Here is a 17333-nt window from a genome sequence, read left to right on the forward strand (position 1 = left end):
CGCAATGGCAATAAGAAAGACGGACGATCAAGCGTCCGTTCAGGCTGTTTCGTTGAGGTGGCAAGCGCTCAGGTGGTTCGGCGAAACCTCCCTGAGCGGTGGAACTTCCACGCGACAGCGCGCCATGGCGTGCGGGCAACGAGGATGGAAATGACACCCGGCAGGCGGGTTCAGCGGGCTGGGGATTTCCCCTTTGATCGCGTCATAACGGGCACTGCGAATATCGAAACGCGGGATCTGCGCCAGCAAGGCCTGGGTGTAAGGATGATTGGCACGACTAAACAGATCGTCGACATCGGCGCTCTCCACGACCCGGCCCAGGTACATGACCACCACGCGATCGCACAGATGCTCGACCACGCCAAGGTCATGGCTGATGAACAGATAGGTCAGACCCAGCTCGTCGCGCAGGTCCATGAACAGGTTGAGAATCTGCGCCTGAATCGACACGTCCAGTGCCGCCACTGATTCATCACAGACCAGCAGTTCAGGCTGCACCGCCAACGCACGAGCAATACCGATTCGCTGCCGCTGGCCGCCACTGAACTGATGCGGATAGCGCTGACGCAACTGCGGGCTGAGCCCGGCACGTTGCAGTTGGGCACTGACGTAATCGTCGAATCCGGCCTTGTCGGTCAGGCCGTGCAGCAACGCGCCCTCCCCGACGATCCGGTCCACGCGAAGGCGCGGGTTGAGGCTGGCGGACGGGTCCTGAAAGATCATCTGAATTTTCAGCCGTGCCGCCTGACGCTCTTCGCTGGTGAAGTCTTCAATGGACTTACCGTCGATGGAAGCTGTACCGGAAGACACCGGCAGCAAGCCCGCGACCATTCGGCCAAGGGTCGACTTGCCACAGCCCGACTCGCCCACCAAGCCGACCACTTCGCCACGCACAATGCGCAGATCAACCCTGTCGACAGCGTGAGTCACCGAGGTCGGCCGAGTCAGTTGCAGGCGCTGCATGAGATGTTGCAGTCCGGTGTCCGGACTGGCTTTGCCGAAAGTCTTGCTGACATCGCGCAGCTCGATGATTGGCGTCGATTCATTGCTCATCGGCGGCTCCCGGATGAAAACAGCGGACCAGTCGGCCCGGCTCTATCGCTTGACTGGGCGGATCCTGCTCGCACACCGAAGTGGCTCGATTGCAACGCGCAGCGAAGGCACAGCCCGCGGGCATCGACAGCAGATCCGGCGCCATGCCCGGAATCTGCCGCAGGCGCTGACCGCGCTTGTTACGGCTCGGCAAGCTGTCGATCAGACCTTGGGTATAGGGGTGTTGTGGACGATCCAGTACTGCAGCCACCGTGCCTTGCTCAACGATGCGCCCGGCGTACATCACCGCAATATCGTCGGCCAGACCGGCGACGACCGACAGGTCGTGAGTAATCCAGATCAGGGAAGTGCCCTGCTGGCGAACCAGTTTCTGCACTTCACTGAGGATCTGCGCCTGAATGGTCACGTCCAGCGCTGTGGTGGGTTCATCGGCAATGATCAGATCCGGCGAATGCAGCAGCGCAATGGCAATCGCCACCCGCTGACGCATGCCGCCAGACAACTGATGCGGATAGGCGCGCAGACGCTCATCAGGACTGGCGATGCCCAGCAGCGCCAAGGTGCGGCTGGCATGCTCCCGAGCCTCGGCACGGCTCAGCGGCTGATGGGCTTGCACCGCCTCGATCATTTGCGTGTCGACTCGCAGCACCGGATTGAGGGTCATCATCGGGTCCTGAAAGATCATCGCGATGCGATTGCCTTGCAGGTGACGCAATTCTTTAGCCGACAAACGCGTCAGGTCCCGGCCTTGAAACAGCACTTCACCGCCGCTGATCCGCCCGGGCTCGTCCACCAGACCGAGAATCGAGAAACCGGTCACCGACTTGCCGGAACCCGACTCGCCTACAAGACCCAGAATCCGCCCGGGCTGAATGGTCAGAGACACATCACGCACTGCAGGCAGCACCCCGGCGCGGGTATAGAACGACGTACACAGGCCGCGCACATCCAAAGTCGGCTGTACGTTTGCCAAAGGCTCGGCAGAGATGTTTGGCAGGCTCATCGTTGCAACCTCGGGTTCAACACATCACGCAAACGGTCACCCACCAGATTGATGGCGACAATGGTTATCAGCAGCGCCAGCCCCGGATAGAAACTGATCCAGTACTCGTCGCTGAGCATGTACTGAAAGCCGTTGGCGATCAGCAGGCCCAGCGAAGGTTCGGTGATCGGCACGCCCAATCCCAGGAACGACAAGGTCGCTTCCAGGGTGATCGCCCGGGCGATCTGCAACGCGCCGATAACGATCAACGGTGGCAGGCAGTTGGGCAGAATGTGCCCGACCACGATGCGCCACGAACCGATACCCTGCCCCCGCGCCGCATCGACGTACTCGCGGCGGCTCTCGGTCAGTGCCTGACCACGGGCGGTACGGGCGTAGTAGGCCCACTCGAGTACCACCAGCGTGAGCATCACATTGCCGACGCCTTTGCCCAGCCAGGCGAGAATCATCAGCGCCATGAGGATCACCGGGAACGACAACAGCAAATCCACCAGACGCATCAACAACGCATCGACCCAACCACCTGCATATGCCGACAACAAGCCAAGCATGGTGCCGAGTACCGCTGCAATCAGCGCGGAACCGATGCCGACCCACAGACTGATACGCAAGCCGTAAATAATCGCCGAGAGCAAATCGCGTCCCTGGCCGTCAGTGCCCAGCCAATAGGTATAACCGGCGTCGACGTTTTCCGTGCCCGGCGGCAGGCGCGCATCCAGCACGTTGAGCTGCATCAGGTCGTAGGGGTTCTGATAAACAATCCAGGGTGCCAGCGCCGCCACACCGACAATGAAAACCAACACCAGCAAACCGAGCATGGCCGTCGGCGAGGTCTTGAATTCCGACATGCCGCGCCGCCATGGAGACTGCGCCTTGAAGGTTGCTACAGGAACCTGACTCATCGTTTGGCCTCCACACGCACACGCGGGTCGAGGAAGTAATACAACGCATCGACAATCAGATTGAGCACCACAAAAATCACCACAACCACCATCAGATAAGCCACCACCACCGGGCGGTCGAGCATATTGATACTGTCCAGAATCAACTTGCCTGCGCCGGGCCAGGCAAAGATGCTTTCGGTCACCACGGCATACGCGATGGTCGACCCGAGCTCCATGGCCAGCACCGTGACCAGCGGGATCATGGTGTTGCGCATCACATGCATGCACATCACCCGCACCGGCGACAGGCCTTTGGCCCGGGCAAACTTCACGTACTCCTGCGGCAGCACTTCACGCACGCCAGCACGGGTCAGGCGCAGCACCAGCGAGATCTTGAACAACGCCAGATTGAGTGCAGGCAAAATCAGGTGCTGCAAGCCGTCCAGGGTCAGGAAGGACCACTGGATACCGAACAGCTCGCGAGTCTCGCCGCGGCCACTGGCAGGCAGCCAGCCGAGCTTGATGGAGAACAGCATGATCATCATCAGCGCCACCCAGAATGCGGGCAGCGAAAAACCGACGATGCTGGAGGCCATCAACATGCGCGACAACGGGTGATCGGGATAGCTGCCCGCGAACATGCCCAGTGGCACGCCAAGCACAACGGCAAGAAACATCGCGCTGAAGGCCAGTTCAAATGTCGCGGGCAGGCGCTGCACGATCAGGCGCATGGCGTCTTCGTGGTAAACAAAACTCTGGCCGAGATTGCCTTGCACCGCCCCCTTGAGGAACAGCAGATATTGCTGCCACAACGGCTTGTCCAGGCCTAGATGGGCGATGGCCGCGAGTCGTTCGGCCTGATTGAGGTCTTCGCCGACCAGAATATCCATCGGGTTACCAATGGCGTTCAGACCAATGAAAACCACCAGGGTCATCAGCAGTACCACCAGCAGCGACTGGCTCAGGCGACGCAGCAGCCAGCCGATCATCCGCGTAACTCTTGAGCCGTAGGCTCGCTGGCAACCCATTCATCACCGAGCAGCTCAGGTTCGGCGTAATTCTGCATGGCTGTAAAATGCAGCTCGATGTCTTCGTTGAACAACTGCCCTGCCAGGCCTTGAGCGAGACGCTTGGCGCCTTCGCTGATGGCCGGAATATCACCCGACACCGCGCCATAGCTCAGGGCTGCCGGGTAGTTGAAGCAATGAATCAGACCTATGCCCGGGCAAACGCCGGGGGTCTTTTCCTGAAATTCGAAGCACAAGCCCAGATCCGGCAGGTCCTCCAGCTCGTTATCCGGCTCGCCCCCTGGCGGTGTGAAGCTGTCGCTCCAGGCGCGGACATGCTGGGCGAAGCTGGCGAACTCGGGGCGCAACTGGAAGTTGGTGCGAAAGCCAGTCGCAAATACCAGAAAGTCCACCTCGATCCGCGCCTTCGGCGTATCCAGCCACAGTCCACCAGCAGGGTTCTGCTGAACGGCAACCACCGGGCTGTTCAACAGAAAGCGTGAGTTGGGTGAGCGGGAAACCCGCTGGGTGCTGCCACGTGGCGGCGGGACTTGCTGGGTGTTCAGGTATTTGCGGATCCGCCATTTCCAGGCATCCGGCAACCGCCAGTAACCATGGGTCATACCCGGATTGCCAGCACCTTTACCTTTGTTGACCCGTGGAAGTTCGGCCCGGCGAATCAGCAGATCGACCCGTTTCGCACCAGCTTCCAGCGCTGTAGCCGCGCTGTCCATGGCCGACGCACCACCACCGATCACGGCAACCCGCTTGCCGACAAACCATTCATCCTGCAATCCATCAGACGAATGCGCCCAGAAATGTCGTGGTAAATCGTTGGCAAAATCAGGCACCCAAGGACCGCCCAGACCGTCGCGACCGGTGGCCAACACTACGTGGCGCGCGACAATGGTCTGAAGCTGCCCGGCATGCTGGATATCCAGCTCAACCAAACCATCAGCCCGAGGCTGCACACGGCTCACGCGATGCTCGTTGCGCACGTCCAGTTTGAGTGCCTTGCGATACCAGCGCAGGTATTCAGCCCATTGCAGGCGCGGGATCTTGTCCAGCGTATTCCACGCCTCCAGACCGAATTGCGCCTCGTACCAGGCTCTGAACGTCAGCGCAGGCAGGCCCAATGCGGGGCCGGTCAGTTGCTTGGGTGAACGCAGGGTTTCCATGCGTGCAGTGGTCGCCCACGGGCCTTCGAAACCGGCTGGCGACTGATCGTAAATGCGCGCGATCACGCCCATGTTGCGCAGCTCTGCGGCCAGCGCGAGACCAGCCATGCCGCCACCGATAATGGCCACATCCAGCACCGCCTGCCCGTCATTAACCCGTGGTTTTACCCAGGGCGCAGCAGGCAGATCCAGCCATTGCAAATCCTGCTGCAAGCGAGCTTCCAGCGCGGCAAGACCACTGGCGGTGTTCAAATCGGACATTTTCAATACTCGGCATTCGAGAAAAGGTGGTCACTTGCTATACAAGAAGCATTCCACACTCATACATTTTCGAATTCATGAGGCTTATGAATTCGGATAACGAATAGTAGAAGCCGTGGAATATTCCTTCAACGATGATTATTGAATATTGATATTCCATAAGGGTATTAGAGCAATCAGAACCCTGTGGGAGCCGGGCTTGCCCGCGATAAGGTTCAGGTAATCTGCCTGGCAGACCGCGGTGTCTGTATCGCGGGCAAGCCCAGCTCCCACATAGAAGCAGCATTCCAGATCAGGATGGAGTGAGGCAGGCGCACCGCCCCCACTCAGAACCTGCGGCTAACCCGCATAAATGCTCTGCAGCAAAGCGTCGTGCTCGCTCGGGTCATGCATGATCATTGATGGCAACAATGCCTGGGCGGATCTGGCGAGTTCTTCGACCAGCGCCACCGACACATCGGATAACGGGCTGGCGAAGGCAGAAATCAGACCGAAGAAGAACGGGATGTTGCACTCGATAGGTCGCACTACAACGCCATTGATCGGGACGCCCAATGCCGTGAACGGGTCAACCAGTGCGATTCCCAGGCCGACGCGTGCCATCTGCATGGCAACCAGCGAGGTGTTGGTGTCGAGCATATGCGGCGCCTTGCCACCGGCATCCTGAAACGCCTTGTCGATGCGGCGACGGAAACGGAACGGGTTGGACATGGTGATCAATGGATGTGCGGCCAGAACCTCCATGGACAGAACATCGTAACGAGCCAGTTCCGAGTCTGCGGGCAGCACGGCCACGCACGGCGACTCGCCGATCCAGTGGATGTCCAGACCACGATGTTCCAGCGGCAGGCTTACGGCTCCCAGGTCCATGGTCTTGGAAAGCACGGCCTGAACAACGTTTTCCGGAGACATGCTGTGCAGTTGAATGTGCTGTGGTTGCAGCGACTGTGGCAGCCGGGACAAGGCCAGCGGCAGCAAACCTGCCGCCAGCGCCGGGATGGCCACGAGCTTGATCTGGCGATTCTCGTCCTGAGCGATGTGTAAGGCGCGCTGGCGAATGTTGCGGATGCCGAGCAAGGCACTTTCAACCTCGGCGTACATCATGAAGGCTTTCTGGGTGGGCGTGACCTTCGGACCGCTACGCTCGAACAACGCAAAGCCGAGCTCTTGCTCCAGCTCCTGAATCACCCGGGTGACCGAGGGTTGTGAACGACCGAGCATTTTACCCGCTGCCGTGACACTGCCAGCCGACATAACCGCCGCGAACGCTTCCAGTTGCCGCAAATCCATAAACACGCCTTGTCATGAACGATGAAGATCAGATAATGCCCGGCGCTCATCCGCAACCGGAAACGGCCAAGCCTAACCTATCGAACAGAACAAGCCTACTTGGGGGCTCTAGAGCAAGATGTCGTCGGCCGGGTCAGTGATATCGAATGGTCGCCCTGGCTTTTATATAGTCGAAAATAAAAAGCCCTCTGAATACTTTCAGAGGGCGCGTGAGAACAACATACAGACCAGCACTTTTTATCAGTACTTTTAAAAAAACACTTATTACTAATGGTCCCGACGCGCCCTGTGGGAGCGAATTCATTCGCGAAGAGGCCGGAGCATTCATTACCTGTTTTTTGTCTGTTAAGCACTCTTCGCGAATGAATTCGCTCCCACAAAGAACTGCACCGACATCACATTAATACGAACGCTCAGCAATCCGCGCTTCAGGCTGACTCCACACATCCTGCAGCGTCCGCAGCACATCGCTCATGAACTGCTTGTCTGCGGCGGCCTTTTTGCCGACCCAGCCATGACCGCGGCGGTACATCGAGAGACGAGCGCGCAAGTTTGGGCGGCTGGCAATGAACTGCTCTTCCGGCACACCCGAGGCAAGAGGTTCAATACGCACTTCACCTTCTTCGCACACCCAAAGGATATGGTTATCGAGTGTGTCCTTGCGCGCAGCAAACAGCTCGGAAAGTTCCTGGACAGTGGGTTGGTTATTCAAGTTCATGTGTAACTCCTTGACCGCTTGTCATCAGATTAATTAGTGAGCTCGAACACATCATCAAATCGGCCAATTAATTCGTATCACTGCTGATGAACGAAACATGACACATCGTTCACTCGCCCGCAGAACCGGCCCCTGACTAGATGCATGTAGCCTTGATGAAAAGCTGCTACGCGGCAGGACAAACAACAGGAAGAAGTAGCGAAACATCGGAAACCAGCGGCAATCTGAACTGCAGTCAGCCACAAGCCTCATGAGGACGTATCGCCAGCATCAACTCGCCCTGAGACGACCATGCCAGGTCAGCTTCATCAATCTGCCTTGTGGGCAGCACACATCCGGGAACATCACGACGGCTCGTCGTGCATGTCAAGAACACCCTTTCCAACTCTCCCGATCAGGGAGACAGCTGCATAATGCAAGTCGAAAAGGCATGCGTCAATGATTATGTAGTGAATATTTTAGAGCACTACATATTTCTGATTCTGACCGGCCGGTCACGGCAACGCGGCGGCCGATCAGGTTTCGCGGGGAGTTGCCTCCAGCATGGCGTTGACTTTCTCAAGCAACGCGCCCAGCTGGAACGGCTTGATGATCATGTCCATGCCCTCGCCCAGAAAGCTCTGCCGGTCCACCGCGTTTTCGGCGTAACCGGTCATGAACAATACCGGCAAGTGAGGACGCCAGAGACGGGCCCGGTCCGCCAGCTCACGCCCATTCATGTGAGGCAAACCGACGTCGCTGAGCAACAGGTCAATCGACGTGTCGTTTTCAAGTAACGACAATGCCGTAGCGACGTCCCCTACCTGAGTGCAGCGGTAGCCGGTATCGATCAGCAGCTCGTTGACGAACATCCGCACTGATGCCGTGTCTTCCACGATCAGAATGTGCTGCCCCGCCCCCTCTCGCGGAGCAACAGGCGGCGCCTCCTCGACCGGCACGGACTCAATTCCGGCTGGCAGCATCAAGGTGACTTCTGTGCCGTGGCCCACTACGCTGCGAATGACTACGTCGCCTTGCGACTGCCGCGCGAAGCCGTAGATGGTCGATAGACCTAGCCCGGTGCCCTTGCCAATGGGTTTGGTGGTGAAGAACGGATCAAACACCTTATCAATGACACTGTGCTCGATGCCGATGCCGTCATCCTTTACCGACAGCGCCAGGTAGGCGCCATCCGCCAGCCTGGCATCGCCTTTGGAATGCGCAGCGAAGGTGGTGACCCGGATCGTTCCGCCGTTCGGCAGCGCATCCCTGGCGTTGATCACCAGATTGAGCAACGCACTTTCCAGCTGACTGCTATCCACCAGTGCAATGGCCGACTGCGAGGTGAGGTCCAGCGTCAACGCGATGCGCTTACCGATGGTGCGGCGCATCAGGTCTTCCAGCGAGCGGATATGTTTGTTGATGTCGATTGGCCGAGCGTCCAGCGGTTGCTGACGAGCGAATGCCAGCAATCGGTGGGTGAGCGCCGCCGCACTGGAGGCCGAAGCGAGTGCCGCCTCTGCGTAGCGCATGATTTTCTCGGGACGATTTTCCTGGGTCCGCCTCTTGATCAACTCGATACCGGTAATGATCCCGGTCAGCAAGTTGTTGAAGTCATGGGCAATACCGCCGGTCAACTTCCCGATTGCATCCATTTTCTGCGCTTGCAGCAACTGAGCTTCAGTTCGGGCGCGCTCGGCCACTTCGTGGGCAAGCTTGGTATTGACGCTGTCGAGTTGCTTGAGATGTGACTGCTCCCGCTGCCGGTGCTCGGTCACATCTTCAACGAACACGAGACTCAGCCCGGGTGTGCGGTAAGGTGAAATCTGCCACTCGGTCTCGCGTAATTCACCCCTTACCAACATGCGCAACGTGCCTTGCCAGCGCTCACCCGCCAGCAACCCCGCGCGCAGCTCCTGAATAACTTCATCCTGATCGCCAGCCAGAGAGCCCAGCATGGTTTCATCGGCCAGGCTTTGATGGGTCAGCAGCGTAAACGCGTGGTTGCACTCGTAGACCTTGAGCTGAGCGTCCATGACCGCAATGGGCGCGGAAATGTTGACGAAAATCTCCCTGAAGCGCGCCTCACTTTCACGCAATGCGTATTCGGTGTCTCGTACCCGGAGCAATGTCCGCAAGGTCGCCAGCAATACATCCGGATCTACCGGGTGCACCAGATAGGCATCAGCGCCCGCCTCAAGGCCGGTGACAATGTCGGTGGTATGAATCGACGCCGCCGAGACATGCACCACAGGCAGCAACGCGGTGCGTGGCTCGGCACGCAACAGACGAACGATGTCGAAGCCACTCATGTCCGGCAGGTTCACATCCAGAATCAGCGCATCCGGGAGTTGTGCTGCGATCTGCTCAAGCCCCTCGGTGCCCGTACCTGCTTCGCTGACGATAAAGTCGTGGCGCTCCATGCGTCGCCGCAACGCATAGCGTGTCGCTGCGTTGTCATCAACGATGAGCAGCCGGAGTTCACGCTTCATCAACAGGCCCTGCGGCGATGGCCAGTGGAATGATTACGAAAAATGTCGAGCCCAGTCCGGGTTCACTCTCCAGCCCGACTCGCCCGCCCAGTAGCTCGGCGAAGCGTTTGCACAGTGACAGGCCAAGCCCGGTCCCGCGCAATCGCTTTTGCAGAGGGGAGTCGATCTGCGAAAAGTCTTCGAACAAGGCGCCGTGCATTTCCTGAGGAATGCCTACACCGGTATCGGAGACCGCAAAGCGGATTTCGTTATCGCTTTCCAGACGTGCAGATACTCGAACCTCACCGCGTTGGGTGAATTTAAGGGAGTTGGAAATGAAATTGCGCAGGATCTGCGCGAGCTTCTTGTCGTCGGTGTACAGACGCGGCAAGCCTGACGGCTCCTCAAAAATGAGGTCCACGGACGACGCGTTGACGATCGGCCGGAACATGCCGCGCAGTGCCGAGAACAAGTCGAACATGTCGAACCAGGCAGGGGAAATGCTGATCCTTCCGGCTTCAATCTTGGCCAGATCGAGCAGGTCATCGACCATGTCGCTCAGCTCACGGGCTGCACCACTGACAAAGCCGACCTGCTTGTGCTGTTCTTCGCTCAACGGACCGTCGATTTCGTCCTTTAGCAGGCTGGTGATGCTCAGAATGGAGCCCAGCGGCGTGCGGAATTCGTGGCTCATGTAAGACAGGAAGCGACTCTTCAAATCAGACGCCTCACGCAGTTCATCGGCCTGGTTGTCGAGTTCGGCATACAGCGCCAGTACGCCCTGATTGGTTTCGTCCAGCTCGGCACGCAGCGCGTCCACTTCATCGCGCAACTTTTGCAACTCGATGGACTGATCAGCAACGATCGGTTCAGGCATTGAAAGCCTCCAGGGTAATGACCAACACGGTGACGTCATCTCGGCCGCGGCAAAAATCGCGGTGCAGGACGGCAGCGATAACCGCCGGATGACGATAAATCAGACCCGGATAATCACGCAGGTTCCAACGAGATTGCAGGCCATCGCTGTACATCACCAGCAACTGGCCGGTCACTTGCGAATGCTCGAATGCCTGAGCCTTTCTGAACTGAAGGCCGACAATGCCAGGATGCGATACCAGTCCCCGAACTTTGTCTTCACCAATCAGCGTGGCGCCGATATTGCCAATCCCGACAAAGCGCAACGTATCCAGGCCAGCATCAAAGTTGGCCACCGCTACGGCACCGCCACGCGTTCCCTTCATGGAATGGTGCATGTCCTCGAGCACACGCTCGGCAGAATCAAAAGGCCGCTGCTGGAATTCGACCTCACCGGCACGCGCGGCGACTTCAGCATCCTCACCATGACCCAGCCCGTCGATGATCAACGCACTAATCCGCGGCCCCTCCACTGCCAGTGACCAGACATCGCCACAGGCGGGATCATCATGCAGTGAATGCTGACTGATACCGACACGCAGGTCCCGGGTCTTGTTTTTACGGGGGTAGAAACGGGCCATGACCACCGCACCGCGAGCATCCGCGTGGGCATCAAAGACATCCGCCTGGCGCTCGATAGAGCCAAGGCCAATGCCTTGGGTTCCTCGGGTTGAGAAGCCATCGGGCATGCAATCAGTCAGGTCGAAACCTTCACCACGATCCACGGCAATGATTTCGATGCCGGACAACCCCGGCGAATCGAAAACCCGCAGGTGCAATTCGCCGCGAACCGCGTGTTTGAGAATGTTGCTGGTCAACTCAGTAGCGACCAGCGCGACACGTCCGGCGTCCACTTCATCGAACGCGAGACTCTCCGCCAACTGCTGAGCGGTGCGTCTTGCGTGGCCTACCTGGCTGCTGTCCTCAATCAACAAAACCTGCGTCAGGGTACTGCGCAGGATCACGTCCATCGGGTAATCGTTATGCGGGTTCCGGCACCGGGAGCAGTGTCCAGTTCGAACTCTTCCACCAGACGCTTGGCGCCGGTCAGGCCAAGGCCCATGCCATTACCGGAAGTCCAGCCATCGGTCATCGCCAGCTTGAGGTCAGGAATGCCCGGACCTTCATCGCGGAAGGTGATCCGCAAACCTGTGCGCATATCCTCTTCGAGGATTTGCCAGTCCATATCTCCGCCACCACCATAGACCATGGTGTTACGTGCCAGCTCGCTGACAGCGGTGACCATTTTGGTCAGATCAATCAGGCGCATGCCGCACTCCTGGGCCAGCTTGCGCGCGGTCTGGCGCGCAAGTACGACGTCCTGTTCGATCAGCACGGGTTGCGAACCGCTGCTGCGTACGGTCATTGCGCTTGCACTCGCTCATGCAGCAGTTTCATGCCGCGCTCAACGTTCAACGCAGTGCTGACGCCCGGCAAGGTCATGCCCAGCTCAACCAGCGTAATCGCCACTGCGGGCTGCATGCCGACCAGTACGGTCTCGGCATCCATGATCCGCGACAAGCCGGAAATAGTGCCGATCATGCGACCCACGAACGAATCGACGATGTCCAGCGCCGAGATGTCGATCAGGACACCCCGCGCAGAAGTTTTGCTGATCCGCTCGGACAGATCGTCCTGCAGGGTCAGCGCAAGCTGATCGTGCATGTCGACCTGGATCGTGACGAGCAGATAGGCGCCCATCTGCAGAATAGGAATACGTTCCATGAACTTATACCGCCTTGGTGACGGTCAGCCCCAGACGCTTCAGCGACAGAGCCAGCGCGTCGGCGAGATTGGCTTTGGTGACGACGCCTTGCAGATCGAGGCCCAGATGGACAATGGTCTGAGCAATTTGCGGACGTACACCGCTGATGATGCAATCAGCACCCATCAAGCGAATGGCGGTGACCGTTTTCAGCAAGTGCTGCGCAACCAGTGTGTCCACGGTTGGCACGCCGGTGATGTCAATGATGGCGATTTCCGAACCCGTGTCGACGATGCGCTGCAACAGCGACTCCATCACCACCTGGGTACGCTGGGAGTCAAGGGTGCCGATCATCGGCAAGGCAAGCACGCCGTCCCACAGTTTGACCACCGGAGTCGACAGCTCCAGCAACTCTTCCTGCTGACGCTTGATTACGTTTTCACGGGATTTCTGGAACGTGCGGATGGTGTGCATGGCCAACGCATCCAGCAACTCGGACAGCTCCAGCAACTGCTCCGCGTACAGCGTCGGATCAGCCTGATACACGCGCTGGATCAAGGTAAACAACGGGCCTTTGAGCGCAAAGACAAAACTTGCAGTTTGCTGCGAATCCTGGCCCACCGAAGCACGGCTCTGGGAAAGCTTTTCGAGGAATTGACGAATCTCGTCCCAGTCACTGCCAGCCAGAGATTGATGACGCCCCTTCTCCGCGACTGAAACCACGAGACTCAGGAACTCCGCCATCTGTTGTTTCAGATCATCGATCTTGAGGTTGCGAGTGGCACCGTTAGCTTCCAGCGCCGCCAGCCATTCAGCTGACAGTTCTGGCTGGGAGGTCTTGATTGCGTCAACGGTTTTTTGCTGCACTGCTGCCATCTTGTTTGAACTCCTGAACAATGCCGGCAAACCTGATTATCCAGGAATGCAATAACGAGTATGAATATGGGCCGACTGGCCTCTTTATGCGGCGATTCTCTACCATTCACCTTTAAATGCAAGCAGCCTCTGCTGGCACATTGCTAATAGCTTTTCGTCAAGCGTTATAGCGGCCAGTTTTTTCATCAAAACCACTCTGAATGCGACTTTTTCGACGGGCGTTACACCCATTCGACCTGATTAATGCTGCATGCCTAACCGACTGACTCAAAGACGCTGACGATGTGATCGATGACAGCCCTCACCCGTGCGGTATGTCGCAAGTCTTCATGAGTCACCAACCAGACGTCGTACGTTTGCTGCCGCTGCCGATCCGGCCAAAGCCGGGTCAGCCCGTCACGCTCGCCCAGACACACCGGGATTTCGCCAATGCCGATCCCGGCAGCAATCGAGCGACGCATCATCAGTCCGGAATTAACCGTCGCCACCAGACGCCCTTCACCGACCGGCTCGGAAACGATAGTCGCTTCACGGCTACTGTCCAGATAGGGCTGAAACATGATCAGGTCATGACCGGCAAATGCCGAACCCGGTTCAGGCTCGCCATGGCGTTGCGCATACTCCGCCGACGCATACAGCCCTACCGGCCAACGGGCAATACAGCGAGCGATCAAATCCGGATTTTCTGGTTTGACGTTTCTGACGGCTATATCGGCTTCACGCCGGGAAAGACTAAGCATTTGTATGGATGCATCGAGCCGGACTTTCACGTCCGGGTGTGTTTGATGCAGATGAGCGATGGCAGGAATCAGAAAATCGACGGCCAGCGAATCGGTGGAGGTGATGCGCACCTCTCCTTTGAGTCGATCATCCAGCCCTTGAATCTGCCGTTGCAGGTCCAGCGCCGAGCGCTCCATCTTTTCCGCCGACTTGAACGCAGCCTCCCCTGCAACCGTCAGCACGTAGCCCTCGGAGGTGCGTAGAAACACCTTGGTGCCCAAGGCATTTTCAAGGGCCGCGATCCGGCGACCTACCGTTGCCTGATCTACATTCAGCAATCGCGCCGCACCGCGCAATGTGGACTTTCGACAGACCGCCAGAAAAATTCGCGTGTCATCCCAGTTCAACGGCCACCCACCTGATGCATTTATGCATCTCACCAAAGACAATTAACTGCAAGATTGCATCAATCATCGTCGCTACCATGGACCCATGCCAAGCACTTTGTAGTGCTCACTTTGATTCCATGATTCTGTGGGGAAGGACATTCCGCCATGCACACCACTACTGACACCTTTGCACCCCGGCGCAACAACGTCTGGCTGCACATACTTGCAGGCCTCAGCGCGAGCCTTGTGAGCATCGGCCTCGCGCGATTCGCCTATACGCCACTGATTCCATCACTGATCGAGGCGCACTGGTTTTCTGCGTCGGATGTGATTTACCTGAGCGCGGCAAACCTGATCGGCTATCTGATTGGCGCCCTCACCGGCCGCCCCATCGCGGCCCGACTGTCCAACGCGCACTCGCTGCGTTTGATGATGCTGATCGCCACCGCGTCGTTTTTTGCCTGTGCCTGGCCGTTGTCGGTCGCCTGGTTTTTCAGTTGGCGTCTGCTGTCCGGTATCGCAGGGGGCGCGATCATAGTAGTGGTGGCTGCAACGGTGATTCCTCACGTACCGGTCGCCCGTAGAGGGCTGGCCAGTGGTGCAATCTTTATCGGGGTGGGTTTGGGCATCGCAGGTTCAGGCACGCTGGTGCCGTTCCTGCTGTCGCTAGGCTTGCGAGATGCCTGGATTGGCCTGGGTCTGGCCTCCCTCGTGCTCACCGCAGCGAGCTGGTTTTGCTGGCCATCGGCAAGCGCTACTGCCGCCGTGTCTGCCTCTGCCGAAGCAACTCATCAGCCACTTAACAGCCGCATGAACTCAGGCATATACCTGCTGTTTGGCCAATACGCATTGATGGCGATCGGCCTGGTGCCGACGATGGTGTTCCTCGTGGATTACGTGACCCGCGGCCTTGGCCTGAGCGCCCATGCGGGTGCCGTGATCTGGGTCATGTACGGGGTCGGCGCAATTCTGGGCCCGGTGATCTACGGCTTTCTGGCTGACCGCCTGGGTGCCCGTACCTCGATCCGCCTGGTGCTCGCGGTACAAGCCGTGACTGTAGCGTTGCTGTGCACCACCAGTAACTTCGCGCTGCTGGCCTTGCTGGCAATCATCATCGGCTCGTTTCCACCGGGTATTGTCCCGCTGGCTCTGGGCAGGATTCACGAACTGGTCCCTCGCCACGAACAGCAGCAAGTGGCCTGGAGCCGTGCCACGGTTTCCTTCGCGACGTTTCAGGCGTTGAGCGGTTGTGGGTACTCAGTGATCTTCAACGCCAATGGCGGGCATCACGTGATGCTGTTTGTGATAGCTGCGCTGGCGATTGCTGTGGCGTTGGTGGCTGATTTTATTGCTGCGTTGATTGCTCGGGATTAACACCACTGTCAAAAACCACGCAGGCTTGATGTGAAATGGGATCTTCTTGTGGGAGCTGGGCTTGCCCGCGATAAACGATAACTCGGTCTGCCTTCGAACTGCGACACATGCATCGCGGGCAAGCCCAGCTCCCACAGGTAGACCGCATTTCAATTAGAGCAATAGTGGTTAACCGCCCCACAAAATTCAAAACGCTTTTATCACCTGCCGCTGCTCCCCAAGCCCCTCCACACCCAAGGTCACCACATCCCCCTGTTTGAGAAACAATGGCTCAGGCTTATGACCCAATCCCACGCCTGCCGGGGTGCCGGTGCTGATCAAGTCGCCAGGTTCCAGCTCGATGAACTGCGACACGTAGCTGACGACCGTCGCCACATCAAATACCTGATTGGCCGTGTTGCCGTCTTGCTGGCGTTTGCCATTGACCTCCAGCCACAACGCCAGCTTGCCAGGATCAGCCACTTCGTCAGCCGTCACCAGCCATGGGCCAACGGGGGCAAACCCCGGAAAACTCTTGCCTTTGGTCCACTGCCCGCCACGCTCCAGCTGGTAACTGCGCTCGGATAAGTCATTGACTACGCAATAACCCGCGACGTGCGTCAAAGCATCGGCCTTGTCGATGTACAGCCCCTGGGTGCCGATCACGATGCCCAGTTCAACTTCCCAATCAGTCTTCACCGAGCCAATCGGCAAGCGAATGTCGTCGTTGGGGCCAGTGGGATAGCAAGCCTTGAGGAACATCACCGGTTCGGCAGGAATCGGCAGATTGGTTTCGGCGGCATGGTCGGTGTAATTAAGGCCGATGCAGATCACCCGTCCGCCTTTACTGATCGGAGGCCCCATACGCACATCACCCGCAACCAGCGGCAGCGTCGAGCAGTCGATGGCACTCAGACGCGACAGGCTCTCGATGGAAAGCGCATTGCTGTTGATGTCATCAACATGCGCCGACAGATCACGAATGCCACCGTTGGAGTCAATGACGCCAGGCTTTTCAGCACCGGGTAGACCGTAGCGAACCAGCTTCATGGGGTTATTCCTTGTCAGTAAATGAGCGAGGGCATCATGGCATAGCCTCGGCAATCTATTGAAATATCGCTCTCCCGGCTAAAGCTGCTTTTACTGGTCTCTATGTTGGTCTGCAAACACTGTTCCAGTGGGAGCGAATTCATTCGCGAAGAGGCCGGGACATCCACAGCCTATGCGTAAACTGAAATGCCGCCTTCCCGAATGAATTCGGTCCTACCGGGTTCTGCGTCTTGCCCAGGTCACCGGTAAGAGCGAACTTGTTCGCGAAGGGGCCGGGACATCCGCAGCCTATGCGCACCTGAAATATCGCCCTCCCGAATGAATTCGGTCCTACCGGGTTATGCGTCTTGCTCAGGTCACCGGTAGGAGCGAACTTGTTCGCGAAGGGGCCGGTACATTCACAGCCGATGCGCTGCCTGAAATACCGCCTTCCCGAATGAATTCGGTCCCACAGGATCGAGGCGACCTGAAGGTATAAGCA

At 58.2% G+C, this 17333-nt stretch carries 16 protein-coding genes; 1 reads left to right on the top strand and 15 read right to left on the bottom strand.

Annotated elements, in window-relative coordinates; all coding sequences use genetic code 11:
- Positions 1 to 39 precede the first annotated feature (39 nt).
- The 14 genes from KDX30_RS01550 to KDX30_RS01615 form a co-directional block, all read right to left on the bottom strand.
- On the bottom strand, positions 40 to 1053 hold the full coding sequence (locus tag KDX30_RS01550) for an ABC transporter ATP-binding protein (protein ID WP_027900966.1): 1014 nt from the start codon (positions 1051 to 1053) through the stop codon (positions 40 to 42).
- Positions 1043 to 2056, bottom strand: coding sequence for an ABC transporter ATP-binding protein (locus KDX30_RS01555; protein ID WP_231671854.1), 1014 nt, complete (start codon positions 2054 to 2056; stop codon positions 1043 to 1045). The genes KDX30_RS01550 and KDX30_RS01555 overlap by 11 nt, the downstream gene beginning before the upstream one ends.
- On the bottom strand, positions 2053 to 2958 hold the full coding sequence (locus tag KDX30_RS01560; protein WP_122395179.1) for an ABC transporter permease: 906 nt from the start codon (positions 2956 to 2958) through the stop codon (positions 2053 to 2055). Before KDX30_RS01560 ends, KDX30_RS01555 begins: the two co-directional genes overlap by 4 nt.
- Positions 2955 to 3929: an ABC transporter permease gene (locus KDX30_RS01565; protein ID WP_027900963.1), complete on the bottom strand. Its 975-nt coding sequence runs from the start codon at positions 3927 to 3929 to the stop codon at positions 2955 to 2957. Before KDX30_RS01565 ends, KDX30_RS01560 begins: the two co-directional genes overlap by 4 nt.
- Entirely contained in the window at positions 3926 to 5386 is a 1461-nt protein-coding gene (locus KDX30_RS01570; protein ID WP_231674782.1) for a SidA/IucD/PvdA family monooxygenase, read from the bottom strand. The genes KDX30_RS01565 and KDX30_RS01570 overlap by 4 nt, the downstream gene beginning before the upstream one ends.
- Positions 5387 to 5725: 339 nt before the next feature.
- Positions 5726 to 6676, bottom strand: a complete 951-nt coding sequence (locus KDX30_RS01575; protein ID WP_099268737.1) for a LysR family transcriptional regulator — start codon at positions 6674 to 6676, stop codon at positions 5726 to 5728.
- A 400-nt stretch (positions 6677 to 7076) separates the two neighbouring features.
- Complete coding sequence (locus KDX30_RS01580; RefSeq protein WP_231674783.1) at positions 7077 to 7394, bottom strand: hypothetical protein; 318 nt, start codon at positions 7392 to 7394, stop codon at positions 7077 to 7079.
- Positions 7395 to 7909: 515 nt separating this feature from the next.
- Complete coding sequence (locus KDX30_RS01585) at positions 7910 to 9865, bottom strand: response regulator (RefSeq protein WP_099268735.1); 1956 nt, start codon at positions 9863 to 9865, stop codon at positions 7910 to 7912.
- Positions 9855 to 10721: a sensor histidine kinase gene (locus KDX30_RS01590; RefSeq protein ID WP_027900454.1), complete on the bottom strand. Its 867-nt coding sequence runs from the start codon at positions 10719 to 10721 to the stop codon at positions 9855 to 9857. Before KDX30_RS01590 ends, KDX30_RS01585 begins: the two co-directional genes overlap by 11 nt.
- Positions 10714 to 11730, bottom strand: a complete 1017-nt coding sequence (locus tag KDX30_RS01595) for an ATP-binding protein (protein WP_231674784.1) — start codon at positions 11728 to 11730, stop codon at positions 10714 to 10716. Before KDX30_RS01595 ends, KDX30_RS01590 begins: the two co-directional genes overlap by 8 nt.
- The gene (locus KDX30_RS01600; protein WP_099268734.1) at positions 11721 to 12125 is read right to left on the bottom strand and encodes an anti-sigma regulatory factor; all 405 of its coding nucleotides are present in this window, start codon (positions 12123 to 12125) and stop codon (positions 11721 to 11723) included. Before KDX30_RS01600 ends, KDX30_RS01595 begins: the two co-directional genes overlap by 10 nt.
- Positions 12122 to 12484, bottom strand: a complete 363-nt coding sequence (locus tag KDX30_RS01605) for an STAS domain-containing protein (RefSeq protein WP_027900457.1) — start codon at positions 12482 to 12484, stop codon at positions 12122 to 12124. The genes KDX30_RS01600 and KDX30_RS01605 overlap by 4 nt, the downstream gene beginning before the upstream one ends.
- A gap of 4 nt (positions 12485 to 12488) precedes the next feature.
- Positions 12489 to 13340: an STAS domain-containing protein gene (locus tag KDX30_RS01610; RefSeq protein WP_231666017.1), complete on the bottom strand. Its 852-nt coding sequence runs from the start codon at positions 13338 to 13340 to the stop codon at positions 12489 to 12491.
- Positions 13341 to 13594: 254 nt separating this feature from the next.
- Positions 13595 to 14467: a LysR family transcriptional regulator gene (locus KDX30_RS01615; RefSeq protein WP_099268732.1), complete on the bottom strand. Its 873-nt coding sequence runs from the start codon at positions 14465 to 14467 to the stop codon at positions 13595 to 13597.
- 147 nt (positions 14468 to 14614) lie between these two features.
- Between KDX30_RS01615 and KDX30_RS01620 the strand changes: the two genes are divergently transcribed.
- The gene (locus KDX30_RS01620) at positions 14615 to 15823 is read left to right on the top strand and encodes a YbfB/YjiJ family MFS transporter (RefSeq protein WP_231674785.1); all 1209 of its coding nucleotides are present in this window, start codon (positions 14615 to 14617) and stop codon (positions 15821 to 15823) included.
- Positions 15824 to 16009: 186 nt separating this feature from the next.
- On the opposite strand, the gene KDX30_RS01625 is transcribed toward KDX30_RS01620, so the two are convergent.
- Positions 16010 to 16852, bottom strand: a complete 843-nt coding sequence (locus KDX30_RS01625) for a fumarylacetoacetate hydrolase family protein (protein WP_231674786.1) — start codon at positions 16850 to 16852, stop codon at positions 16010 to 16012.
- Positions 16853 to 17333 lie beyond the last annotated feature (481 nt).

The organism is Pseudomonas quasicaspiana (genome assembly GCF_021147825.1).
Classification (GTDB): domain Bacteria; phylum Pseudomonadota; class Gammaproteobacteria; order Pseudomonadales; family Pseudomonadaceae; genus Aquipseudomonas; species Aquipseudomonas quasicaspiana.